Annotated in this window: 19 protein-coding genes; 7 read left to right on the top strand and 12 right to left on the bottom strand. The window is 64.8% G+C overall.

Annotated elements, in window-relative coordinates:
* Positions 1-22 precede the first annotated feature (22 nt).
* The 8 genes from C8C92_RS01415 to C8C92_RS01450 all read right to left on the bottom strand — a co-directional run bounded on the left by C8C92_RS01415 (position 23) and on the right by C8C92_RS01450 (position 7,464).
* The gene (locus C8C92_RS01415) at positions 23-724 is read right to left on the bottom strand and encodes an ATP-binding cassette domain-containing protein (RefSeq protein WP_116745805.1); all 702 of its coding nucleotides are present in this window, start codon (positions 722-724) and stop codon (positions 23-25) included.
* Between the two features lie 11 nt (positions 725-735).
* On the bottom strand, positions 736-1,413 hold the full coding sequence (gene modB / locus C8C92_RS01420; protein ID WP_116742828.1) for a molybdate ABC transporter permease subunit: 678 nt from the start codon (positions 1,411-1,413) through the stop codon (positions 736-738).
* 15 nt (positions 1,414-1,428) lie between these two features.
* Positions 1,429-2,187 (bottom strand): molybdate ABC transporter substrate-binding protein, encoded by a 759-nt coding sequence (gene modA, locus C8C92_RS01425; RefSeq protein ID WP_116742829.1) that lies wholly within the window; start codon positions 2,185-2,187, stop codon positions 1,429-1,431.
* Positions 2,188-2,296: 109 nt separating this feature from the next.
* Positions 2,297-3,310, bottom strand: a complete 1,014-nt coding sequence (locus tag C8C92_RS01430; protein ID WP_116742830.1) for a bile acid:sodium symporter family protein — start codon at positions 3,308-3,310, stop codon at positions 2,297-2,299.
* A gap of 202 nt (positions 3,311-3,512) precedes the next feature.
* A complete protein-coding gene (locus tag C8C92_RS01435) occupies positions 3,513-3,875 on the bottom strand; it encodes a BON domain-containing protein (RefSeq protein WP_116742831.1) in 363 nt (120 codons plus the stop codon).
* A gap of 267 nt (positions 3,876-4,142) precedes the next feature.
* Complete coding sequence (locus tag C8C92_RS01440) at positions 4,143-5,516, bottom strand: sigma 54-interacting transcriptional regulator (protein ID WP_116742832.1); 1,374 nt, start codon at positions 5,514-5,516, stop codon at positions 4,143-4,145.
* On the bottom strand, positions 5,513-6,055 hold the full coding sequence (locus tag C8C92_RS01445; protein ID WP_243420084.1) for a hypothetical protein: 543 nt from the start codon (positions 6,053-6,055) through the stop codon (positions 5,513-5,515). The genes C8C92_RS01440 and C8C92_RS01445 overlap by 4 nt, the downstream gene beginning before the upstream one ends.
* A complete protein-coding gene (locus C8C92_RS01450; RefSeq protein ID WP_116745807.1) occupies positions 6,052-7,464 on the bottom strand; it encodes an ATP-binding protein in 1,413 nt (470 codons plus the stop codon). The genes C8C92_RS01445 and C8C92_RS01450 overlap by 4 nt, the downstream gene beginning before the upstream one ends.
* 298 nt (positions 7,465-7,762) lie before the next feature.
* Here C8C92_RS01450 and C8C92_RS01455 point away from each other — a divergent pair, with 298 nt between their 5' ends.
* Positions 7,763-10,633 carry an insulinase family protein gene (locus tag C8C92_RS01455; RefSeq protein ID WP_116742833.1) on the top strand — a complete coding sequence of 957 codons (2,871 nt, stop codon included), beginning with the start codon at positions 7,763-7,765 and terminating at the stop codon, positions 10,631-10,633.
* Positions 10,634-10,764: 131 nt separating this feature from the next.
* Here C8C92_RS01455 and C8C92_RS01460 read toward each other — a convergent pair whose 3' ends face one another.
* Both C8C92_RS01460 and C8C92_RS01465 read right to left on the bottom strand, forming a co-directional pair.
* On the bottom strand, positions 10,765-11,169 hold the full coding sequence (locus C8C92_RS01460) for a VOC family protein (RefSeq protein ID WP_116742834.1): 405 nt from the start codon (positions 11,167-11,169) through the stop codon (positions 10,765-10,767).
* 57 nt (positions 11,170-11,226) lie between these two features.
* A complete protein-coding gene (locus C8C92_RS01465; RefSeq protein WP_116742835.1) occupies positions 11,227-12,117 on the bottom strand; it encodes an AraC family transcriptional regulator in 891 nt (296 codons plus the stop codon).
* A gap of 126 nt (positions 12,118-12,243) precedes the next feature.
* Here C8C92_RS01465 and C8C92_RS01470 point away from each other — a divergent pair, with 126 nt between their 5' ends.
* On the top strand, positions 12,244-13,275 hold the full coding sequence (locus C8C92_RS01470; protein WP_116742836.1) for a class I SAM-dependent methyltransferase: 1,032 nt from the start codon (positions 12,244-12,246) through the stop codon (positions 13,273-13,275).
* A gap of 12 nt (positions 13,276-13,287) precedes the next feature.
* On the opposite strand, the gene C8C92_RS01475 is transcribed toward C8C92_RS01470, so the two are convergent.
* Positions 13,288-14,187, bottom strand: a complete 900-nt coding sequence (locus C8C92_RS01475; protein ID WP_099761260.1) for a LysR substrate-binding domain-containing protein — start codon at positions 14,185-14,187, stop codon at positions 13,288-13,290.
* Positions 14,188-14,299: 112 nt separating this feature from the next.
* On the opposite strand from C8C92_RS01475, the gene C8C92_RS01480 reads away from it, so the two are divergent.
* Positions 14,300-15,559 carry an MFS transporter gene (locus C8C92_RS01480; RefSeq protein ID WP_243420384.1) on the top strand — a complete coding sequence of 420 codons (1,260 nt, stop codon included), beginning with the start codon at positions 14,300-14,302 and terminating at the stop codon, positions 15,557-15,559.
* Here the strand turns inward: C8C92_RS01480 and C8C92_RS01485 are convergent.
* Positions 15,556-16,215 (bottom strand): MarR family transcriptional regulator, encoded by a 660-nt coding sequence (locus tag C8C92_RS01485; protein ID WP_116745808.1) that lies wholly within the window; start codon positions 16,213-16,215, stop codon positions 15,556-15,558. The two genes, C8C92_RS01480 and C8C92_RS01485, sit on opposite strands and share 4 nt — an antisense overlap.
* Positions 16,216-16,338: 123 nt before the next feature.
* Between C8C92_RS01485 and C8C92_RS01490 the strand changes: the two genes are divergently transcribed.
* Genes C8C92_RS01490 through C8C92_RS01505 form a run of 4 tightly spaced genes read left to right on the top strand, consistent with a single transcriptional unit; the run spans position 16,339 to position 22,498 of the window.
* Positions 16,339-16,821 (top strand): DUF2165 family protein, encoded by a 483-nt coding sequence (locus C8C92_RS01490; RefSeq protein ID WP_116742838.1) that lies wholly within the window; start codon positions 16,339-16,341, stop codon positions 16,819-16,821.
* 56 nt (positions 16,822-16,877) lie between these two features.
* Entirely contained in the window at positions 16,878-17,990 is a 1,113-nt protein-coding gene (locus C8C92_RS01495; RefSeq protein WP_116742839.1) for an efflux RND transporter periplasmic adaptor subunit, read from the top strand.
* Positions 17,991-18,002: 12 nt separating this feature from the next.
* Entirely contained in the window at positions 18,003-21,101 is a 3,099-nt protein-coding gene (locus tag C8C92_RS01500) for a MexW/MexI family multidrug efflux RND transporter permease subunit (protein ID WP_116742840.1), read from the top strand.
* The gene (locus tag C8C92_RS01505) at positions 21,098-22,498 is read left to right on the top strand and encodes a TolC family protein (RefSeq protein WP_116742841.1); all 1,401 of its coding nucleotides are present in this window, start codon (positions 21,098-21,100) and stop codon (positions 22,496-22,498) included. Before C8C92_RS01500 ends, C8C92_RS01505 begins: the two co-directional genes overlap by 4 nt.
* Positions 22,499-22,506: the final 8 nt, after the last annotated feature.

Genomic DNA, 22,506 nt, shown 5'->3' on the forward strand with positions numbered 1-22,506 from the left:
GCCGATTTCCGCTGCCGCTGATTTATCCAATGCGTTCACCCAATGCCATGTGTTCTTCCCTGTTATCGATCTGTCCGTCGCGCAAGTACAGCACGTGTTCACCCAGGATGCGCGCATCTTCCGGATCATGGGTGATCAGGATCATGGGCACGTCCAGGCGCTGCTGCCACTGGCTCAGTTCCAGGCGCATTTTGACACGCAGGGCCGGATCGAGGGCGGCAAACGGCTCGTCGAGCAGCAGCGCGGCTGGCTCGGCCACGAGTGCCCTCGCCAGCGCCACCCTTTGGCGCTGGCCACCGGACAACTCGTCGGGAAACTGCTGCGCCAGTTCCTGCAAGTGGAAGGCGTCGAGCCAATGCTCGACCTTCTGCAATTTTTCGCGCGCGCCCGGGTTGAACCAGCCGCGGCTCAGGCCGAAGCCCACGTTCTGGCGCACCGTCAGGTGCGGGAACAGCGCGTAATCCTGGAACAGGTAGGCCACGTTGCGCTGCTGCGGCGGCAGGTTGATGCCGGCGGCGGAATCGAACAGGGTGCGGCCATTCAGGCGGATATGGCCGGCGTCCGGTGTGAACAGTCCGGCAATCGCTTTCAGGGTCATGCTCTTGCCGGCACCGGACGGGCCATACACGGCGATGCGCTGGCTGTTCGAGGTGCATTGCACCTGCATGTCGAAACGGCGTTTGCCGGAGCGCAAGGTGGCGCGAATGTCGAGGTCGAGTTGCATGGGCGTCATCCTCAGTGTCCTTTGTGCGCGACGCGCCCGGGCGCCAGGCGGCCAGCCGACAGCAGCACCACGATGCAGACTAGCGAGATAGTCACGACCAGCGTATTGGCCACGTCGTCCTGGCCCGCCTGCACGGCTTCATACACGGCCACCGACAGGGTCTGCGTCTTGCCGGGGATGCTGCCGGCCACCATCAGCGTGGCGCCGAATTCGCCCAGCGCGCGCACAAAACCCAGCAGCACGCCGGCGAGGATGCCGCGCCAGGCCAGCGGCAAAGTCACGCGGAAAAAGATGGCCATTTCCGAGATACCCAGCACGCGGGCCGCCTGCTCCAGCTGCCCGTCGACGGCCTCGAAGGCGGCGCGCGCGGGCTTGAAGACGAGGGGAAAGGCCACCACCGTGGAAGCGATGACGGCGCCCTGCCAGGTAAAGATGAGGTTAATGCCGAAGTTATCCTGCAGCCAGATGCCCAGGGTGCCGCGCCGGCCCAGCAGCACCAGCAGGTAATAGCCGAGCACGGTGGGCGGCATCACCATCGGCAGGGTCAACAGGGCGTCGAGCAGCTCACGCCCGGGAAAACGCGTGCGCGCCAGCAGATAGCCCGTACCGATGCCGAGCAACAAATTGAGCGCCGTGGCCCAGGCCGCTACTTTGAGCGACAGGGCCAGCGCGGTCCAGGCGATATCCATGTGCAGTCGTTTGCTTTATGGCTTTTTAAAACCGTACTTGGCGAGAATGGCTTGCGCCGGCGCCGTCTGCAGGTAGCTGACGAAGCGCTTCGCTTCGGCCGCATTGCCGCTGCCCTTGATGGTGGCGATCGGGTACAGCACGGGCGCGTCCAATGGCACGTCGAGCACCACGTTGACTTTATCCTTCATGATGGCCGCGTCGGTGGCATAGACAAAGCCCGCATCGACTTCGCCGCGCGCCACATAGTCGAGCGACTGGCGCACGTTCTGCGTGCCGATGGCTTTAGCTTGCACGGCGTCCCACAGCTTGGCCTTCTTCAGCGCGCCTTCGGAGTAACGGCCCACGGGCACGCTGGCCGGGTTGGCGATGGCCACGCGGGTCACGCCCTTGTGCGTCAGGTCGCTCAAGCTCTTGATGCCCAGCTTGCTATCGTGCGGCACGATCAGCACCAGGCTGTTGCTGACGAAATCCATGCGCTCGGCCGGCAGCACCAGGCCCTGCTTTTGCGCCGCATCCATGGTTTCCTGGTCGGCCGAAGCAAACACATCCACGGGCGCGCCCTTGACGATCTGCTGCAGCAGCACACCCGAAGCGGCGAAGTTCAAGGACACCTTGCTGCCCGGATATTGCGCCTCATAGCTTTGCGCCGCATCCTTGAACGCATTCGTCAGGCTGGCCGCGGCCGACACCACCACTTCGCCGGCAACGGCGGAGGTGGCGGCGGTGGCGAGAAGAGCGGCGCCAAGCAGGCGGGCGAGGGAGGTGAGGCGCATGATCGTATCCTTGTCAAGTGAACGGTGAACAAGGAGCGTAATATACACGCATATACAACGTTCTGCCATGGCGCAAGTCAAGACGGCTGAACTTGCTTCAAGCGCAGTCTTAAGCGGCCACTTTCTCACTATCCAGGTCATCCTTGCGCTGCGCATATTTCTGCGCAATCACGGCGCAGATCATCAATTGAATCTGGTGGAACAGCATCAGCGGCAAAATCACCATGCCCAGCGAGTGGGTGGCAAACAGCACCTTGGCCATGGGTACGCCGCTGGCCAGGCTTTTCTTCGAACCGCAAAAGACGATGGCGATCTCGTCTTCCTTGTTAAAACCCAGGCGGCGGCTGATGAACGTCATCAGGCCCAGGACCAGCGCCAGCAGCAAGATGCTGAACACGCCCAGCGCCACCAGCGTTTCCACCGAGATCGTGTGCCACAGGCCTTCGCTGACGGCTTCGCTGAAGGCCGTGTAGACCACCAGCAAGATCGAACCCTGGTCGACGTATTTCAGGGTGGCTTTGTGGCGGTCGACCCAGCGGCCGATCCAGCGGCGCAGGAACTGGCCGGCCAGGAAGGGCAGCAGCAGCTGCATGACGATGGACAGCACGGCGTCGACCGACGACTTGCTTGCCCCGCCTTTCGCCACCAGCAAGCCGACCAGGATGGGAGCGAGGAAAATGCCGATGAAATTCGAGGCCGAGGCGCTGCAAATGGCGGCCGGTACATTGCCGCGCGCCATGGCTGTCAAGGCGATCGACGACTGTACGGTCGATGGCAGGGCACACAGGAACAGGATGCCCACGTACAGCTCGGGCGTGAGAAAAGTCAGCGCCAGCGGCCGCAGGGCCAGTCCCAGCAGGGGAAACAAAATGAACGTGCTGGCCAGCACCAGCAAATGCAGGCGCCAGTGCATGACGCCGGCCACCACGGCTTCGCGCGACAACTTGGCGCCATGCAGGAAGAACAGGGCGCCGATGGCGACGGTGGTGACGTGACCGAAGACCACGGCCGTCGTGCCCGTGCAAGGCAGGAAACTGGCCAGCGCCACGGTGACGAGCAGGGCGATGGTGAAATTATCGGGTTTCAGATTGCGCAGCAGGGCGGCGGGGGAAAAAGAAGACATGCGGTAGCCTGGTAGCGGCCCAGCCTTGCAACACTGCGCCATGGATGACAAACAGCGCCGGAAACGACGCCAGTGCTGGCTATTCTACCTGCATTGTCCAGCTCCTTGCCTGGCGGCATGGCTTGCCCGGTAAACCGTGCGGACAAAAAAATGCCCTGTCCGCAGACAGGGCAACCCGGAGTAAAGTACAGCGCGAGGGCGTTTAACCGGCGGCTTTGACTTTCAGCTCGTTCTTGATTTCTTTCACGCCGCTCACGGAAGCGACGATCTGCACGACGCGGTCACCCGCTTCGGCGCTCGGTACATCGCCCGACAGGACGACCACACCTTGCTGGGTTGCTACCTTGACTGGCAGGGTAGCGGCTTGCGCATCGGCGCTCAGGGCGGCCTTGGCCGAGGAAGTGATGGTTTCATCAGGGACGGCTGCGGCGGCGTTGGCGGCCACGACAGTGTCAGCAGGAGCTTGTGCTTTTGGTGCGGAGTCAGCGGCATGCGAAGCGGTGATCGAGGCGCCCGACAGTACGATAGCGGTGACCAGGGTATTGAACAGTTTCGATGTTTGCATGGTAGTTCCTCTCAATGAAGTTAAAAGCTTCTTACTTAGATAAAGCAACACGTTGAAGCGTCACATCTACCCATACAGCAAGCACCGTGCCAGCTTTTAAATTACATTCAAAATCAACGACTTACAGCCAAACTCGATTTTTCCAGCGCGTTTCCGCCGGATCTGGACGGAAAAACAGGGCTTTTTGTCGCCAGACAGCGACAGCTTATGGCAACAATATCAATGTTTCTGACTAAGTCCCTGATTTACAACACTTTATTTTTGTCGCTATTCAGCGACAGGGTCGCCGTCAAGCCGGAACAGGGCCGGCGTCAGCTCGTATTTCTGCAATAAGCGGTAGAACTCCGTGCGGTTGCGGTCGGCCAGGCGGGCCGCGTCGGCCACGTTGCCATCCGTCAGGCGCAGCAATTGAATCAGGTAGTCGCGCTCGAAACGCTGCTTGGCTTCGTTGTAGCTGAGCGCTTCCAGCGATGGCACGCGCAACGCGCGCTGCACCAGACTCAGGGGCACCAGCGGCGCCGTGGCCAGCGCGCACACTTGCTCGACCACATTGACCAGCTGGCGCACGTTGCCGGGCCATGGCGCCGCCACCAGGGCCGTGAGGGCGTCGGGCGCGAAACCGTTCAGCGGTTTCTGGTACTTGGCCGCCAGTTTCTGCAGAAAATGGTTCGCCAGCAGGGAGATGTCTTCGCGGCGCTCGGCCAGCGGCGGCAGGGTCAAGGTGACCACGTTGAGGCGGTAATACAGGTCTTCGCGAAATTGCCCTTCCGCCATCGCCACGTCCAGGTCGCGGTGCGTGGCGGACAGAAGCCGCACATCGACCGGGCGCGTCTGGTCGGCGCCCACGGGCCGCACGGCCCGCTCCTGCAGCACGCGCAGCAATTTCACCTGCAGCGGCAGCGGCATGTCGCCGATCTCATCTAAAAACAGGGTGCCGCCATCGGCCGCCAGGAACAAGCCTTCGCGGTTGCCGACGGCGCCCGTAAACGAGCCCTTCACGTGACCGAACAGTTCCGATTCCAGCAACTGCTCGGGAATGGCGCCGCAGTTGACGGCGATGAACGGCGCCTTGGCGCGGCGGCTGGCGTTGTGCAGCGCGCGCGCCAGCAATTCCTTGCCCGTGCCGCTGGGGCCACGGATCAAAATACTGGCGTCGGACCCGGCCACCAGCTTGGCTTCGGCCAGCAACTCGGCCATCTGCGCGCTACGGCTGATCAGCTCGGCACGCCAGCTCTCGTCGCCGGACGCGGGCGCCGGCATGACGGTGGACAAGTTGATGGCATACGCCACCTTTTCCATGAGCAGCTTGCCATCGAACGGTTTTGTCAGATACGCAAACGCGCCGCGCGCCGTGGCCTCGACGGCATCGGGAATGGTGCCGTGGGCTGTCAGCAAAATGACGGGCAGGGCCGCGTGCTGGCGGCGGATTTCATCGAACAGGGCCAGGCCGTCGCGGCCAGGCAATTGCACGTCGGTAATGACCAGGGCCGGCAATTCCACGGCCAGGCGCGCCAGCGCCGCTTCCGCGCTGCCCACGGCTGTCACGCGATAATTACCCGCCTTCAAGCGGATGGTCAGCAGGCGCAGCAGGTCGGGATCGTCGTCGACCAACAGGATGTGGGCGTGCGTCTGGGCATTCATTTCGGCGCTCCCGCGGCAGGGCGCACGGACAGGCTGCGCTCGATGTTTTTCAGCGCCTCGAGTTTTTCATTGAGCAAGTCGTTGCGGCGCTGGGCGTCGCGCAGCTGCGCATTGAGCTTGTCGATACTCTCGTCCTGGCGGCGCAGTTCCGCATACTGGCTGCTGAGCAATTGCACCAGCGGCGCCAGCAGTTGCGCGTCCTTGCCCGTGGCCGTGGCCAGCGGTTCCAGCAACGCTTGCGCGCGGGCCAGGTCGCCGGGGCCGCGCACTGTCGCTTGCAGCATGGCGCGACGGATGGTGTTGGACGGCGCGTGATCGGCCTTCGCCAGGTCCAGCTGGGCTTTCACCAGTTCCGACGGCGTCATCAGGCGCAAGGCGCTCTGATACGCCAGCAGTTCGGTCAGCTGGGGGTCCATCACCACCACCAAGCGCGGCGGCGTTTGCACCAGCACGGGCGTCTGGATAGTGGGCTTGGCGGCGCAAGCGCCCAACAGCAGCGCGCAGGCGGCCATGCCGGCCAAGGAAGTTCTCGTCATCATAAGGGCAGTTCTATCCGAAAATGCGCGCCAGCGGGGCGCGGTAAAAGAGTGACGCTGCCATCGTGCGCGGCGATATATTCGCGCACGATGGACAGGCCGATGCCATTGCCGTTGCGCGCGCCGGCCGCCTGGCGCACTCCCTGGTAAAACGGTTCAAAAATACGCGCGGCATCCTCGGGCGCCACGCCGGCACCCTCGTCGATGCAGTCGATGCGCACGCGGCGGCCTTCGCAAGACAGGGTAAAACGCACGGTGCCGCCTTCCGGGCTGAAGCGCACGGCATTCGACAGCAGGTTCGCCAGCACTGTTGCCAGCTTGTCACGGTCGGCCTGCACGATCAGCGACTCGCCCTGCACCTCGACGGTCAAACGGCGCGCCAGCCATTGCAGGCGCTGCCCGGCCACCACATCTTGCAGCAAGACCAGCAAGTCGACCTTGCTGTGCGCCAGATGCTGGGCGTCAAAGGCGGCGGTATTGTAGCGCAGCAAGTCTTCGATCTGATTTTGCAAGGAGGCCGTGTTTTGCTGCAGGATGCCCGCGATTTCGCGCTGGCCATCGCTGAGCTTGCCGGCCACCTCGTCTTCCAGCAAGGCCACGCCTTCGCGCAGGGCCGCCAGCGGCGTCTTCAGCTCATGCGAGATGTGGCGCAAAAAACGTTCCTTGTCGGCATCGAGGTCCGCCAGGCGCTGGCGCAGCCAGTCCAGCTGCTGGCCCAGGCGGCGCGTGTCGGCCGGGCCGCCGACGACGATGGGCTGATCGTAGCGCTTTTCGCCTAGGCGCCCGATGGCCGACTCGATGCGGCGCAGCGGGCGCGACAATAGAAAACCGAAGCAGGTCGCCAGCACGGCCGCCAGCAGCACGGCGCCGCCCACCAGCATGCCCAGCACGCGGCGCTGGCGTTCCAGCTCGGCCAGCAGGGCGTCGTTGCGGCTGCCGATTTCCGTCTTGCTTTCGCGCGCCAGGCTGTCATTGATCTGTGTCATGCGGGCAAACGCGCGGTACACGACGGCGTGGCCATCGCGCTTGCGGCGCTTACCTGCTTGCAAGACTTCCCAGGCCGACTGCGCCTGCGCCGTCCACTCGTCGGCCAGCTGCGAGGCAAACTCGGGCGTGGCGCGGTTCAGCACTTGTAGCGCCGCCGTCGCTTCGTCGCGCGCCGCCGCATAGCGCTCGCGGAAGACGGGATCATCGAGCACAAGGAACTGGCGCGCGCTGCGTTCCATGGCCAGGGTGCGCTCGGACAGGCGCTGCGACTGTTCCGTCAAGGCAATCGCCTGCGCCGCCGTCTCGCGTCCCAGCCGCGCCAGGTGCTCCAGGGTCAGCAGGGCTTGCACGGAGGTGGCCGTCAAAATGCCCGTCGTCAAAATGAAGGCGGCAAATAACAGTTGGCGAAAGGACAGTCTGGACAAGGTAAGCGCCTTCGGTTCGGTCAGCAAGGGGGAAAAGGCGCATGGTACGCTAAGCGTTCATTCGCAGACGCCACCCACCCGGAAATGGTTAATTTTGCAACACTGTCGCTTTTCCGGCCGCCAGCAAGGCCTTGGCGGCGGCGCACGAGTACTCCTAGTACAATAGGGAAAACTTCATACAGGCATCAAAGTGACACCCCGCCCTGGCGGCCAGCCCTGGCATTACGCCACTTTGCCCCCACATGTGATGCAGCCCCACCGACTATCCGTTTCACCTACTGAAGAGATCCCATACCGCATGAGCACATTTGAAAAAGTCAGCAGCAATTTCATTCCAGTCTTGCAGGCAACCATCGAGCAATATGTCGAGCCAGCAACGGGCATGCGCCATATCCACATGCATACCGAGCAGGCTGAGATGGTGTTCCTGGTGGCCTTTCCCACTGTGCCCGAAGTGAGCGACGGGCGCGCCCACATCCTCGAACACCTGGCGCTGTGCGGCTCGTCGCGCTACCCGGTGCGCGACCCGTTCTTCTCGATGCTGCGCCGCTCGACGGCCACCTTCATGAATGCGATGACCTATCCGGACCGCACCGTGTATCCGTTTGCCAGCACCGACCGCAAGGATTTCTTCAACCTGCTCGACGTCTACCTCGATGCGGCCTTCTTCCCGAACCTCGATTACCTGAATTTCCGCCAGGAAGGCTGGCGCCATGCGTTCGAAGGCGACAAGCTCGTGTACCAGGGCATCGTCTTCAATGAAATGAAGGGTGCTTTCAACAGCCCCATGCGCGCGCTCGACAGCGGCATCGCCAGCGCCTTGCTCAAGGGCACGACGTATGAAGTGGAATCGGGCGGCGATCCGCTGGTGATACCGGAACTCACGCATGCCATGCTGAAAGAATTCCACGCCAGCCATTACCACCCGTCGCAAGCCGTGATCATGACCGCCGGCAATATCGAAGCGTCGGCCGTGCAGGAACAAGTGGCCGAGCGCGTGCTGTCCAAACTCAGCGGTTTCTCCGAGCGCCGCCTGCCGCAGCTGGCCCCCGCCTGGACCGCGCCGCAGGAAAATATCGTCAAGATTCCATCACAGGAAGCGCGCGACGATGAGTTCGGCCTGCAATTCGCCTGGCTGATGGGCGAATCGAGCGACCCGATCGCCTACTACCACGCGCATCTGCTGTCGCACGGCTTGCTGGGTGAATCGTCGGCGCCCGTCATGCGCGCCATGGAATCGGCCGGCTATGGCCGCCCATCGGACATGAATGGCCGCGACGCGGGCATCCGCCAGATGGTATTCCACATCGGCATGGAAGGTTTGACGCAGGAACAGATCGCCGATGCGCACCAGCGCATCTGGACGGCCCTGGAAGAGACGGCGGAAGAGGGCATTCCCGCCGCCGTGCTGCACGCGGCCTTGCGCGACATCAAATACAGCCAGCGCGAAATCAGCAGCGGCCGCATGCCTTACGGCCTGGGCCGCTTGCTGCACGCCTTGCCGCTGGCCATGTATGGCGGCGACGTCATGGACGCCTTCGACAATGCGGCCATCCTGGAAACACTGGAACAGCAGATCGAAGACCCTGAATTCTTCAAGCAACTGGTGCGCGAACTGATCGCCAATCCGACCCGTTTGACCACGCACGTGGTGCCCGACAGCGCCTACTTCACGGACCGTGCCGCCCAGGAAGACGCCAAGCTGGCGGCCCTGCAAGCGCGCCTGACGGATGCCGAGCGCGAGCACATTGTCGCCGAGTCCGCCGCGCTGGAAACGCATCAGCAATTGCCATCGAATTCCGAAGTCTTGCCGCGCATCCGCCCTGGCGACGTCAGCGCCGCGCCGCGCCCGGCCCTGCCGATTCCCCCCGCCGTCGATGGCGCCGTAGCGTTTTCCATTGCCTCCAACGGCATCAGCTATGCCAACGTGCTGTACGACGTGTCGAGCTTGCCGGAAGCGTCGTGGCCATGGCTGCGCCTGTACACGGACCTGGCGCCGGAACTGGGCGTGGGCGACATGTCGTTCGACGACGCCAGCGCCTGGCGCCAGAGCATGGTGCCCTCGTTCCACATCGGCCTGGAAGCGATTCCCCGCCCGCAGCAAGCGATGCGCGTGGAACTGTCGTTCTCGGCCAGCGGCTTGCGCGAAGAACACGCAGCGATTGCCGCCGTGCTGTCGGCATGGATCGCCAAGCCCCGCTTCGATGAAGAAGAGCGCCTGGCCTTCCTGATCGAAAGCCTGGTGCAAGACAAATTGAGCAGCCTGGCCGAATCGGGCAACCGCTACGCCATGCTGGCCTCGGCAGCGCCGCTGTCGCCCACGCGCCGCTTCGACGACATCGTCGGCGGCCCGTCCGCATTGCCGTTCTACCGCCGTTTGCAGCAGCTGAGCAAAACCTCGGCAGGCTTGCAGGAAATCGCACACGAACTCGACACCCTGCATGCGCACATCATCGCCCAGTCACCAACCGTGCTGTGCGCGGGCCTGGAGCACGATGGCATCGCCCTGGCCCGCTTGCTGGAATTGCCGGCGGCCAGCGTCGACACGGCTGTCCCTACGGCCGTGCCAGCACCGGCGGCCTTGCCGCTGGCCAACACGGCGCTGCATGCGACGAGCCAGATTAACCATTGCTTCGTTTCCTGGGCCGTCCCCGGCGTGCACAATCCGGACGCTTCCGCCCTGGCCGTGGCCGCCGAACTGATGACGAATCAGGTGCTGCATACGGCGCTGCGCGAAAAAGGCGGCGCGTATGGCGGCAGCGCCAGCTACGCGGCCGGCGCAGGAACATTTACATTGAGTTCCTACCGCGATCCGCGCCTGGCCGGCACGTTTGCCGACTTCCGCACGACGCTCGATCAGATCCTCGACGGCGATTTCTCGCAAGAGCAGGTGGAAGAAGCCATCATCTGCGTCATCAAGGGCCTCGACAAGCCGCATTCGCCGTACGCGGAAGCGCTGACGGCGTGGAACATGCAGCAACGGGGCACGACGGAAGCCGTGCGCCAGCAGTTCCGCACCGGCGTCCTGACCTGCACCCTGGCGCAGATCAAGGATGTCACGCGCACCTGGCTGAAAAACGGCCAGCAAAGCCGCGCCGCGTTTGCGGGTAACACGACGCAGGATCTGGCCGGGCTGGAAGTGGTCGACCTGTTGGCGCTGGCTTCTTAAGCTGAGCAGACGGATCGTGTCGGATTACGCGGCGTGCCGCCGCTAATCCGACCTACGCTACGGATCGGGTAGGTCGGATTAGCGCAGCGTAATCCGACAACATTGTTGGCCTGTATTGTCGGATTGCGCTGCTATTGCGGTACGGCGCTCGGCTCCATGAACATCAACTCCCACTGATGCCCATCGGGATCCTGGAAACTGTGGCCATACATGAAGCCGAAATCCATCGGCTCCTTGTAGATGCTGCCGCCCGCCTGGACGGCTTTTGCCACCAGCGCATCGACTTCGCCGCGGCTCTCGGCCGACAAACACACGAGCACTTCCGTCGCCACCCTGGTGTCGCACAGCTGCTTGGGCGTGAACTGCTGGAATTTATCGTGCGTCAACAGCATCACGAAGATGTCGTCGGCAACGATCATGCACGTCGCCGTTTCATCCGTGAAATGGGCATTGAAGCTGAAGCCCAGCGCCGTGAAAAACGCCACGGAGCGTTCCAGCGACTGGACGGGCAGATTGACAAAGATTTTGCGGGCCATCATGTCTCCTTGTAGGTCGAATGCGTACAGTGTGCCCGCCGATTCTACACCGGCTTTTTACCCGCCGGCGCGTCCCACGGTCTTCGGCGCGTAGCCGAAATAGCGGCTGAACGCGGAGCTGAAATTGGCCGGATGCCGATAACCCGTTTGCCAGCCCGCCTGCGCCACCTGACACCCATTTTCCAACAGTAACTTTGCCCGCTGCATGCGCAGCGCCAGCAGGGTGCGCTGCGGGCTGTCGTTGTAGCGGTAGCGCCACCCCTGCTTGAGTTTAAACAGGCTCAGGCCCGCTTGCGCGCACAGGTAGTCGAGCGTGAGTTCCTGCGCCATCTGTTCCTGCATCAGCGCGTAGGCGCGCTCCAGTCTGGCGATATCGGCCTCGGACCAGCGCGGCACGGGCGCGGGCGCCGGCCGCAGTGCCCGCAACTGCTCCGCCAGCAAGCTGAGCACGCCGATATGCACGGCCAGCGGGTCTGTCGCGCGCAGCAGGGAGCGCGCGTGCAGGGCGGCAGTGGGTGTGGTGGCCGCATGCGCCAGCTGGCGCGCACCGCCATTGGGCAGCAGGGAAGTCAAGCCTTCCGGCCAGTAGCGCGCCAGCGCCTCTTCGCCGACCAGCACGCGCAATTGCACCGCCCGTTGATGCGCCTCGAAACGGCGCTCGCCGCTGACGTGGTGAAACGCCGTCAGCGTCGTATGACCTCCCCGGAAATGCAATTGCCCGCCATCGCGCGTGGTGTAGCCGGACGCGCCTTCCAGGCCGATGGTAATGACCAGGCCGCCCGCATCGTCATGCTGCGACTGCTCGACGAGCGCAAGGCGCGGGCGGTAATCGGAATGCACGAGCAGCAAGCCCTGCTCGACCTGACGCTGGTCGGCGCGGCACTCTTTCAACCCCGGGTCCAGCTGGCGCCGCGTCCAGCCTGCCGCTTCCCTGTCCTGTCCTGCCATCACTCCTCCTGTCCCTGCGCACCGTCGCGCATACGAAATGCGCCGTCCGGCATACAAACGCAAATGATAATTATTCTCATTGTTGCATAAAATGACGCTGATGCCCACCTCGCCGAAAGGAAGATCATGTCATTCAATCCGCAACACGCCTTGCAGCCGTACTGGGACCTGGCCGTCGCCCCCGTCCAGGCCGATGGGCTGGCCGCCGCCCTGGAACTGGGCATTTTCGAGGTGCTGGCCACGCCGCACATGCCGGCGCAACTGGCCGAAGTCCTGTCGCTGCATGCGCCGCACACGGCGCTGCTGCTGGAGTTACTCTGGAGCATGCAGGTGCTGGAACGCGACGAGGGCGACGCAGATGCACAGCGCTACCGCTGCACGGCCACCACCTTGCAGTATTTCTGCCGCGACTCTGTGGCCTTTTGCGGCGACGCCTGGCTGTACCGGCTGCATGCGCTGCGCCACTTCGCCACCCAGCTGAGTACGCTGGTGCGCGAGGGCGGCAAGGCGGCGCCGTACAGCGCGGCAAATGGGGTCAACTGGGCCGTTGCCGCACAACAGCAGATCGGCCAGGAGCAGCGCGCCGTCACCATGCGCGCGGCCTTGTCCGTGATGCAGCGCATCGCCCCGTTTGCGGGACGCGACACGGCGCTGCGCCTGCTGGACCTGGGCGGCGGTCCCGGCTGGGTTGCCATTGCGCTGGCGCAAGCCCACGCGGGCGTGCACGGCTGCGTTTTCGACTGGCCGGAAACGGTGGCGGTGGCTGCCGCGAACATCGCCCATGCCCAACTCTCTGACCGCCTGGAGACTGTGGGCGGCGACCTGGACAGCGACGATATCGGTGCGCATTACGATCTGATCTGGTGCTCGTCCGTGCTGCACTTCGTACCCGACATGGCGGCGGCTTTGCGCAAGATCCATGCGGCCTTGAAACCTGGTGGCGTCTTCGTTTGCGTGCAGGCGGAAATCGCCCCGGCGCCCGTTGACGCGGCGCGCGTGTTGCCGTATTACTTGCCGATGCGCATGCTGGGCCGCACGGTAACGCGCCAGGGGGAATTGGCGCAGCGACTGCGCGACACGGGCTGGACGCAAGTGGAGCAATACGGCGCCAGCGATTTCCCCATGGCGCCCGTGCAAGTGCTGATCGCGCGCACTTGAATTGCAGGCGTGTTACGCCGCATCTTGCTGCAGCGAGGCGATGATCAGGGCCGCCAGCCGCTCGACGGGCGGCCTGGGCACGCTGGAGGCACGCAGCAATTCCAGCGACAGCGCGGGCAGGGCGGGCAAGCCCGCGTCCACATGGTCGAGCGCGCGCACGGACGAGGGCAGGCCGTACGCCGTGCGCACCGTCACGCCCAGCCCGGCGGCGGCCGCCGCCCACAGTCCCGCCAGGCTGGGACTGGTAAACGCCGTGCGCCAGGCGATGCCGGCCCCATCGAGCGCCTGGGTGGCGCAGCGCTGGAACAGGCAGTCGCGGTCAAACGTAATCAAGGGCAAAGGCTCGCCCGATTCGGGACGCCAGGCCAGGCTGGACGAGGCGATCCAGCGCATGGCCGGTTCGGCAATCTGCTGGCGCTGCGGCAGCGGGTACTGCGCCACATCGGCGATGCAGGCACCGCCCCACAGCAGGGCCAGGTCCAGCTGGCCCATGGCCAGCCCTTGCATCAAGGCCGTGTTGCGCGCCACGTGCGCCTCGATGCGCACTTTCGGATGCGCGCGCGCAAAGCGCCCCAGCACCTCGGGCAGCAAGGCTTCGCCGAAATCCTCCTGCAAACCGAGCCTGATCCAGCCTTCCAGTTCCGCGCCGCGCAGGGCGACGGCCGCCTCGTCGTTCAGTTCCAGCAGCCGGCGCGCATAGCCGAGCAAGACTTCGCCGGACGGCGTCAGCGCCAGCCCCCGGCCATCCTTGCGGAACAGCGGCATGCCCGCCTGCTCCTCGAGTTTTTTCAGCTGCGCGCTGACGGCCGAGGTGGAACGGCCCACCTTGTCGGCCGCGCGGGCAAAGCTGCCCAGCTCGATGCCGGCCACATAGCTGCGCAAGAAGGCGATGTCGAAATTCAGCAGGCTCATGGGGAAAATGCAATCGTCCGGTTTTATGGGATGGTATAGCGTAAATTATCTGATATTCAGAATGATCGTACTGCGCAACACTGGCAGGGTCAACCACTTTTCCCTCCCTGCCATGCGCACCAGCTGCCCTGCCGTTTCCCTTCCCGTCACCGCGCCCGCGCTGGGCGACGCCCACCGCTGGAAAGTACTGGCCGTCGGCGTGGCCGCCAACGCCAGCTTTTCCGCCGCCGCCAACGGCATGCCCACCACGGCCATCTGGCTGCGCAGCGGCTATCACCTGAGCAATACGCAACTGGGGGTGGCGCTGGGCGCCATGGGCCTGGGCGTGGCCCTGACCGAATTGCCGTGGGGTATGGCCACCGACCGCTGGGGCGACCGCCCCGTGCTGCTGACGGGCTTGCTGGGCACCATGCTGGCGCTGCTGACCTTGCTGCTGTGGATTACGCCCGCTGACGGGTCCGTGCCGCCGTTATGGGCGCTGGCGGCCGGGCTGGCGCTGGTGGGCGTGCTGGGCGGCAGCGTGAATGGCGCCAGCGGCCGCGCCGTGATGCGCTGGTTCGGCGCCGGCGAACGGGGTTTCGCCATGAGCATCCGCCAGACGGCCGTGCCGCTCGGCGGCGGCCTCGGCGCCCTCATCCTGCCCAGCCTGGCATCGTCCTATGGCTTCATGCCCGCGTTTGGCGCCCTGGCCCTCGTATGCGGCCTGTCGGCGTTTTTTACGTGGCGCTGGATGCATGAGCCCGATTTCTCTGCCGAGGCCGCCACGGGGCCGCACAACGCGTCCACGGGCGTGTCTGAGGCGATGCCACCGCAACCTTTACGCAATCGTAAAGTCTGGCGCATGGTGGCGGCCATCGGCTTGCTGTGCGTGCCCCAATTTGCCGTGCTCAGCTACGCCACCGTGTTCCTGCACGACCATGGCCACCTGGGCCTGGCCGCCATCACGGCCGTGATGGTGGCCCTGCAGGCGGGCGCCATGGTGATGCGCATCTGGAGCGGACGCCACACGGACCGCCACGCGAACCGGCCCGCCTACCTGCGCGGCTCGGCCCTGGTGGCGCTGGCTGCGTTCATTTTTCTCGGATGCATCGCCTGGACGGAGGCGCCGGGCTGGCTGCTGATGGCCGCCGTGGTGGCTGCAGGCATCGCCGTGTCCGCCTGGCATGGCGTGGCCTACACGGAGCTGGCGACGGAAGCGGGCGCCGCCCATGCGGGCACGGCCCTGGGCATGGCGAATACGGCCGTCTACGTGGGGCTGTTTCTTACGCCGATGGCCATCCCGCATTTGCTGGCGGCCAGTAGCTGGCCCGTCGTCTGGTGGCTGGCGGGGCTGGTGGCGCTGCTGACCTGGCCGCTGTTTCCGAAAGACTAGGGCAGCACCCTGATCCGATACACGCAGCGCATGGCGTTCGCCAGCACATGCTGCTCGCGCACGATGCTGGCGTTCGGTCCCACCACTTCCTGGAACAGCTGCAATTCGGAGCGGCAAAAGCCCTGGCAAGTGCGCGCGGCGGCGCAGATCGGGCAATGGTCTTCGATCAGCAGCCAGTCCTTGCCGTCCGCTTCCACGCGGGCCATATAACCCTCCTCATCGCGCACGACGGCCAACTGCTGCAGCCGCGTGGGCAAGTCCGGCGCCGAGCACGCCAGCGCATACGCGCTGCGGCTTTCCTCTTCGCGCTGGGTAATCAGCTTGTCCAGCCCCGCCTCGCCGAACAGCTGGCGCACGGAACCGATCAGCTTGATCGTCAGCTGCGCATGCGTGTCGGGAAAGCGCGCATTGCCCGCTTCCGTCAAGACCCAGTTCTGGCGCGGCCGCCCGGCGCCCGCCTGCGCTTCCTGGCGTCCTTCGATCAGACCCGCCGCCACCAGCTTTTGCACTTGCTGGCGCGCCGCCTCGCCCGTCATGTCCAGGGTCTTGGCCAGGGTCGCCGTGGAGACGGGTCCCTTGGTCTTGATGAAATACAGGATGCGCTCCGTGGTTTGCGGCGCTTCGCTATTATCCAAACGTTTACTTGTGTAATTCATTTCGCTCAACTATCATGGGGCCAGTTAACCAACTAATTGCTTGCATAATAGGCCGGTAGCTCCCCGCTGTCGAGGAGTTTCCACGTCCGCTTGCCGGCAAGACACTCTTTGGACTGGAATCCCATGCAGCTGCAGCACTCGATCTGGCTGTTTCACGCCATCCTCGCTACCGGCCTGGCCATCTGGCTCACCCTGGCCGCCATCAACAACCTGCACGCCTTCCACGGCTCCGTCTGGGCCATCGGCAACACCATGCGCATGAACCCGCTGCGCCAGGACCCGACCATCCAGACGCCGCTGCTGCGCCGCGCCCTCACCTCGCTGACCTTGCACCGGCTATCGCTGGGCGTGGTGCTGGCGCTGCAGCTTGCCGCCGCCATCGCTGCCTGGACGGGCCTGGCGCTGTTTCTCGGCGGCGGGCTGGCCGCTGGCTTGCCCTGGCTGAACCTGGCCCTGTGCGCCATGGCCGCCTTTTTGCTGCTGATGCACCTGGGCGGCCTGTGGTTCGGCTACTGGATCGCCCAGGAAGGCTTGCAGACGACGCACCTGGTGCTGGTGCTGTGGACCCTGGGTTTGTTCTTCCTCTTCAACGCGCAGCGGACCTGATCAGCCTCCGCTGCGCCTCTTCTTTGTCTTTTTGTACTGCTGTAAAGGACTGCATCATGAATACGAAAATCGTTGGCGCCTCCGCGCTGGCCATCGCGCTGGCCGTCGCGGGCGCCGCGCTGTACCCGCGCGCTGCATCACAAGCCGCTACGCATGCGGCCGATGCCCCCGCCACCCCCGCCACCAAGGTGGCGCTGGTGCCCGTCGTGCTGGGCACGCAGGAACGCTACTTCGCCGGCGTGGGCGAACTGGAAGCGGCGCGCCAGGTGCAAGTGGCGGCCGAAACGGGCGGGCGCGTCACGCAGATCCGCTTCGAATCGGGGCAGCAGGTGGCAGCCGGCGCCGTGCTGGTACAGCTGAATGACGCGCCAGAACAGGCGGCCCTGCTGCGCCAGCGCGCACAACTGAAAAACGCGGAAAGCAGCCATGCGCGCACGGCGCAGATGGTCAAGGAAAAAGCGGCCACGCAGGAGCAACTCGACACTGCGCTGGCCGCGCGCGACGCGGCCCTGGGCGACGTGCGCCAGACGCAAGCGCTGATCGCGCAAAAGACCATCCGCGCGCCGTTCGCGGGGCAGCTGGGCATCCGCAAGGTGCACGCGGGCCAGTATTTGAACGCGGCCGACACGGTGGCCAGTTTGATCGACACGAAGTCGCTGCTGGTGAACTTCGCTCTCGATGAACAGAGCAGCGCGAAACTGGCGCCGGGCCAGGCCGTGCAAGTGCTGGTGGACGCCTATCCGGGCGACGTTTTTACAGCGAAGATCAACGCCATCGACCCGCTGATCGCCCGCTCGCGCATGGTGCAGGTGCAGGCGACGCTGACAAATCCACGCGGCGCGCTCAAGGCGGGCATGTACGCGAATGTGCGCGTGGCGCGTGAAGCGGGCCAGCAGCTGACGGTGCCGGAAACGGCGGTGACCTACAGCGCGTATGGCGACACGGTCTTCGTCGCGCAGCAACAGGGCAAACAGCCGCTCACCGTCAAGCGCGTGGGCGTCAAGCTGGGCGAGCGGGCAGGGGGCCGCGTGGCCATTATCGATGGCTTGCGTGAAGGCCAGCGCGTGGTCGCTTCGGGCCAGCTGAAACTGGCCGACGGCATGGCCGTGCAAGCCGTGGCCAACACCCTGGACGAGGCCAAGCGCGCCGCGCCCAGGGCCGGTTCCTAAGGAGCGCACACGATGAAATTTACCGATTTATTCGTACGCCGCCCCGTGCTGGCGCTGGTGATCAGCACCCTGATTTTGATGCTGGGCGTGATCGCCATCAAGCAGCTGCCGATCCGCCAGTACCCGATGCTCGAATCGTCCACCATCACCGTGAAAACCACGTATCCGGGCGCTTCGGCGGAACTGATGCAGGGCTTTGTCACGCAGCCGATTGCGCAAGCCGTGTCATCGGTGGAAGGCATCGACTACCTGACCTCGTCCTCGGTGCAGGGCAGCAGCACGGTCACTGTGCGCATGGAACTGAACCGCGATTCCACGCAAGCACTGACGGAAGTGATGGCCAAGGTCAACCAGGTGCGCTACAAGCTGCCCGAAGGCGCTTTTGACCCCGTCATCGAGCGCGCGGCCGGCGACTCCTCGGCCGTCGCCTATGTGGGCTTTGCCAGCGAGAGCGTCTCGGCGCCCGCGCTGACCGATTATCTGGCGCGCGTGGTGCAGCCGATGTTCGCCTCCATCGACGGCGTGGCCAAAGTCGACGTGTATGGCGGCCAGCAGTTGGCCATGCGGCTGTGGATCGACCCGGAAAAACTGGCGGCGCGCGGCTTGACGGCCGCCGACGTGGCCGACGCCGTGCGGCGCAATAACTACCAGGCGGCGCCCGGCAAAGTGAAGGGACAATTCGTCGTCTCGAACATCAGCGTCAACACGGACCTGACCAGCGTGGCGGAGTTCCGCGACATGGTCATCACCAAGGGCGGCGATGCCAAAGACAGCGCTGCGCTCGTGCGTTTGAAGGACGTGGGCACGGTGGAACTGGGCGCGGCCGCCACGGAGACGAGCGGCATCATGGACGGCGTGCCGGCCGTGTATCTGGGCCTGTCGCCCACGCCGGGCGGCAACCCGCTGGTGATCGTCGACGGCATCAAGAAACTGCTGCCCGAGATCCAGAAAACCCTGCCGCCGGGCGTAAAAGTCGAGCTGGCGTTCGAGACGGCGCGCTTCATCCAGTCGTCCATCGACGAGGTGGCGCACACCCTGCTCGAAGCGCTTCTCATCGTCGTCATCGTCATCTATTTGTGCATGGGTTCCTTGCGCTCCGTGCTGATTCCCGTCGTGACGATCCCCTTGTCGATGCTGGGTGCGGCGGCGTTGATGCTGGCCTTCGGCTTCAGCATCAATTTACTCACCTTGCTGGCGATGGTGCTGGCCGTGGGCCTGGTGGTCGATGACGCCATCGTCGTGGTGGAAAACGTGCACCGGCATATCGAGGAAGGCAAGAAGCCCGTGGCGGCCGCGCTGGTGGGGGCGCGCGAAGTGGCCGGCCCTGTCATCGCCATGACGATCACGCTGGCGGCCGTGTATGCGCCGATCGGCATGATGGGGGGACTCACGGGCGCGCTGTTCAAGGAATTCGCGCTGACCCTGGCCGGCGCCGTGGTGGTGTCGGGCGTGGTGGCGCTGACCTTGTCTCCCGTGATGAGCTCCTTGCTGCTGCAGCCGAAACAATCGGAAGGGCGCATGGCGCGCGCCGCCGAGCATTTCTTTGAAGGCTTGACCAGCCGCTATGCGCGCCTGCTGGACCGCTCCCTGCACCACCGCTGGCTGAGCGCCGGTTTCGCCGCGCTGGTGATGGTGAGTTTGCCGTTTTTGTACCTGCTGCCGCAGCGCGAACTGGCGCCGGCGGAAGACCAGGCCAGCGTGCTGACGGCGATCAAGGCGCCGCAGCATGCCAACCTCGATTACGTCGAACGCTTCTCGTACAAGCTCGATACCATCTACAAAAATATCCCCGAAACGGCGTCGCGCTGGATCATCAACGGCGGCGAAGGCCCGGCATCGAGCATCGGCGGCATCAACCTGACGCCATGGGCCGAACGCTCGCGCAACGCGGCCGTCATCCAGGCCGAATTGCAGCACGCCGTGGGCGACGTGGAAGGCACCAGCATCTTCGCCTTCCAGCTGGCGCCCTTGCCCGGATCGAGCGGTGGCTTGCCCGTGCAGCTGGTGCTGCGCAGCGCGCAGGATTACGCCACCCTGTTCCGCACCATGGAAGACGTCAAGCAGCGCGCGCGCGATAGCGGCTTGTTTGCCGCCGTCGACAGCGACCTCGATTACAACAACCCGGTGGTCAAAGTGCGCGTGGATCGTTCAAAAGCCAATAGCCTGGGCATCCGCATGCAGGACATCGGCGAATCGCTGGCCGTGCTGGTGGGCGAGAATTACCTGAACCGCTTCGGCATGGATGGCCGCGCGTATGACGTCATCGCGCAAAGCCCGCGCGAACAGCGATTGACGGCGCAAGCCCTGACGCAGCAGTACGTGCGCGCCGACGACGGCAGCCTGCTGCCCCTGTCCGCTGTTGTCTCGGTAACGGAGCAGATCGAGCCGAACATGCTGACGCAGTTCAACCAGCAAAACGCGGCCACCTTCCAGGGCGTGCCCGCACCAGGCGTGACCCTGGGCGACGCCGTGACCTTCCTCGATGGCGTGGCAAAAACGCTGCCACCGGGCTTCAGCTACGACTGGCAATCGGACGCGCGCCAGTTCGCCACGGAAGGCAGTGCGCTGCTCTTGGCCTTCCTCGCGGCCGTCGTTGTGATCTACCTGGTGCTGGCGGCGCAGTATGAAAGCCTGACGGACCCTTTGATCATCCTGATCACGGTGCCGCTGTCGATCTGCGGCGCGCTGATCCCGCTGGCGCTGGGCTACGCCACCGTCAACATCTACACGCAGATTGGCCTGGTGACCCTGATCGGCTTGATCAGCAAGCACGGTATTTTGATGGTGGAATTTGCCAATGAATTGCAGGTGCATGAAGGGCTGGACCGCATGAGCGCGATCCGCAAGGCGGCGCAGATCCGTCTGCGCCCCATTTTGATGACGACGGCGGCCATGGTGGTGGGCCTGGTGCCGCTGCTGTTCGCTTCCGGCGCGGGCGCCAACAGCCGCTTCGGCCTGGGCGTGGTGATCGTCTCGGGCATGTTGATCGGCACCTTCTTCACGCTGTTCGTGCTGCCCACCGTGTACACCTTTCTGGCCCGCCGCCACACGGCCGACCATGCCACGCCGCGCGCGCGAGATTTGTCGCAGGCGCTGAAGGAATCCGTATGAAAAATGACCGCTATCTAGCCTCCCTTTTTGCTGCCCTTTTCCCCCTGCTGGCCGGCTGCGCCATCAGTCCCGCCTACGTCACGCCGGGCACGCCCAACGTCCACCTGGCCAGTCCGCAGCAAGCGCAATTCGCGCCCGGTGCGAGCGCCGTCAGCCAGGCCGCCTGGTGGACATTTTTTGACGATGCGCGCCTGTCGCAACTGATCGCCAGCGCGCTCGAACACAACCTCGATATCGCGCAGGCGCAAGCCAACCTGCTGACCGCGCGCGCCATCTTCGACGAGCGCCGCCTCGACGAACTGCCTGCCGTCACCAGCCAGGCAGGATGGCAGCGCCAGGTGCAGCAAGACACGCCCGGTAGCCGCGCCGCTACGGCGAATACGCGCGTGGGATTCGACGCGCAATGGGAGATCGACCTGTTCGGCCGCCTGGCGCATATCACCCGCTCGGCGCAGGCGCGCGCCGACGCCGCGCAGGCGGACTTGCGGCAGGTGCAGCTGACGATTGCCGCCGAAGTGGCGCGCAATTACTACGAGGCGCTGGGCTACCAGCAGAACCTGGCGCTGACGCAGGCGCAGGTGCAAAGCTGGCGCGATACGGTGGCCTTGACCGACGCGCGCATCCGCGCCGGCAGCGGCTTACCGGAAGAGCGCCATAATGCGCTGGCCAACCTGGCGCGCAGCGAGGCGATGCTGCCGCCGATGCAGGCGGGCTTGCGCCAGGCGCAGTACCGGCTCGATGTGCTGAGCGGACAAGCGCCTGGCGCCATCGCGCTGGCCACTCAGCCGCGGCAGCAGGCGCCGCTGGCGGGCCAACTGCCGCTGGGCGACGTCAACCGCCTGATCAAGCAGCGTCCCGACGTGGTGCGCGCCGAACGCCTGCTGGCCGCCTCCAGCGAAGATGTGGGCGCCGCCACGGCGGACCTGTATCCGCGCCTGAGCCTCGGCGGTTTCCTGGGCTTCTTTGCGCTGCGCGGCAGCGGCGTGTTCGACGGCGGCGCGCGCGCCTTTGAGGTAGCGCCTTCCGTCAGCTATCCAGCCTTCCGCCTGGGCAGCGTGCGGGCACGTTTGCGCGGTACGCAAGCCGAAGCGCACGGCGCGCTGGCGCGCTATGCACAGGCCCTGTTAATCGCGCAGGAAGACGTGGAAAACGCCGTCACGCAACTGGCGGAAAACCAGACGCGCTTAGCCTCCTTGTTGCAGTCCGCGCGCCACGGCAATGCGGCCCTCGGCATCGCCAGCACGCGTTATCAGGGCGGTGCCGGCAGCTACCAGGCGGTGCTGGAAAACCAGCGCGCCTTGTTCGATATCCGGCGCGAAGCGCTGCTGGCGGAAACGGCGTCCTACATCGATGCAATTGGCCTGTACAAGGCGCTGGGATGGGGGCAAACTATGTGATCTTCTTA

This window comes from Janthinobacterium sp. 78 (genome assembly GCF_003096775.1).
GTDB lineage: Bacteria > Pseudomonadota > Gammaproteobacteria > Burkholderiales > Burkholderiaceae_D > Janthinobacterium > Janthinobacterium tructae.

Coding starts and splice junctions, on each gene's coding strand:
- C8C92_RS01415 (WP_116745805.1), bottom strand. CDS start 724: ATGCAACTCGACCTCGACATTCGCGCCACCTTGCGCTCCGGCAAACGC.
- modB (WP_116742828.1), bottom strand. CDS start 1,413: ATGGATATCGCCTGGACCGCGCTGGCCCTGTCGCTCAAAGTAGCGGCC.
- modA (WP_116742829.1), bottom strand. CDS start 2,187: ATGCGCCTCACCTCCCTCGCCCGCCTGCTTGGCGCCGCTCTTCTCGCC.
- C8C92_RS01430 (WP_116742830.1), bottom strand. CDS start 3,310: ATGTCTTCTTTTTCCCCCGCCGCCCTGCTGCGCAATCTGAAACCCGAT.
- C8C92_RS01435 (WP_116742831.1), bottom strand. CDS start 3,875: ATGCAAACATCGAAACTGTTCAATACCCTGGTCACCGCTATCGTACTG.
- C8C92_RS01440 (WP_116742832.1), bottom strand. CDS start 5,516: ATGAATGCCCAGACGCACGCCCACATCCTGTTGGTCGACGACGATCCC.
- C8C92_RS01445 (WP_243420084.1), bottom strand. CDS start 6,055: ATGATGACGAGAACTTCCTTGGCCGGCATGGCCGCCTGCGCGCTGCTG.
- C8C92_RS01455 (WP_116742833.1), top strand. CDS start 7,763: ATGAGCACATTTGAAAAAGTCAGCAGCAATTTCATTCCAGTCTTGCAG.
- C8C92_RS01460 (WP_116742834.1), bottom strand. CDS start 11,169: ATGGCCCGCAAAATCTTTGTCAATCTGCCCGTCCAGTCGCTGGAACGC.
- C8C92_RS01465 (WP_116742835.1), bottom strand. CDS start 12,117: ATGGCAGGACAGGACAGGGAAGCGGCAGGCTGGACGCGGCGCCAGCTG.
- C8C92_RS01470 (WP_116742836.1), top strand. CDS start 12,244: ATGTCATTCAATCCGCAACACGCCTTGCAGCCGTACTGGGACCTGGCC.
- C8C92_RS01475 (WP_099761260.1), bottom strand. CDS start 14,187: ATGAGCCTGCTGAATTTCGACATCGCCTTCTTGCGCAGCTATGTGGCC.
- C8C92_RS01480 (WP_243420384.1), top strand. CDS start 14,300: ATGCGCACCAGCTGCCCTGCCGTTTCCCTTCCCGTCACCGCGCCCGCG.
- C8C92_RS01485 (WP_116745808.1), bottom strand. CDS start 16,215: ATGAATTACACAAGTAAACGTTTGGATAATAGCGAAGCGCCGCAAACC.
- C8C92_RS01490 (WP_116742838.1), top strand. CDS start 16,339: ATGCAGCTGCAGCACTCGATCTGGCTGTTTCACGCCATCCTCGCTACC.
- C8C92_RS01495 (WP_116742839.1), top strand. CDS start 16,878: ATGAATACGAAAATCGTTGGCGCCTCCGCGCTGGCCATCGCGCTGGCC.
- C8C92_RS01500 (WP_116742840.1), top strand. CDS start 18,003: ATGAAATTTACCGATTTATTCGTACGCCGCCCCGTGCTGGCGCTGGTG.
- C8C92_RS01505 (WP_116742841.1), top strand. CDS start 21,098: ATGAAAAATGACCGCTATCTAGCCTCCCTTTTTGCTGCCCTTTTCCCC.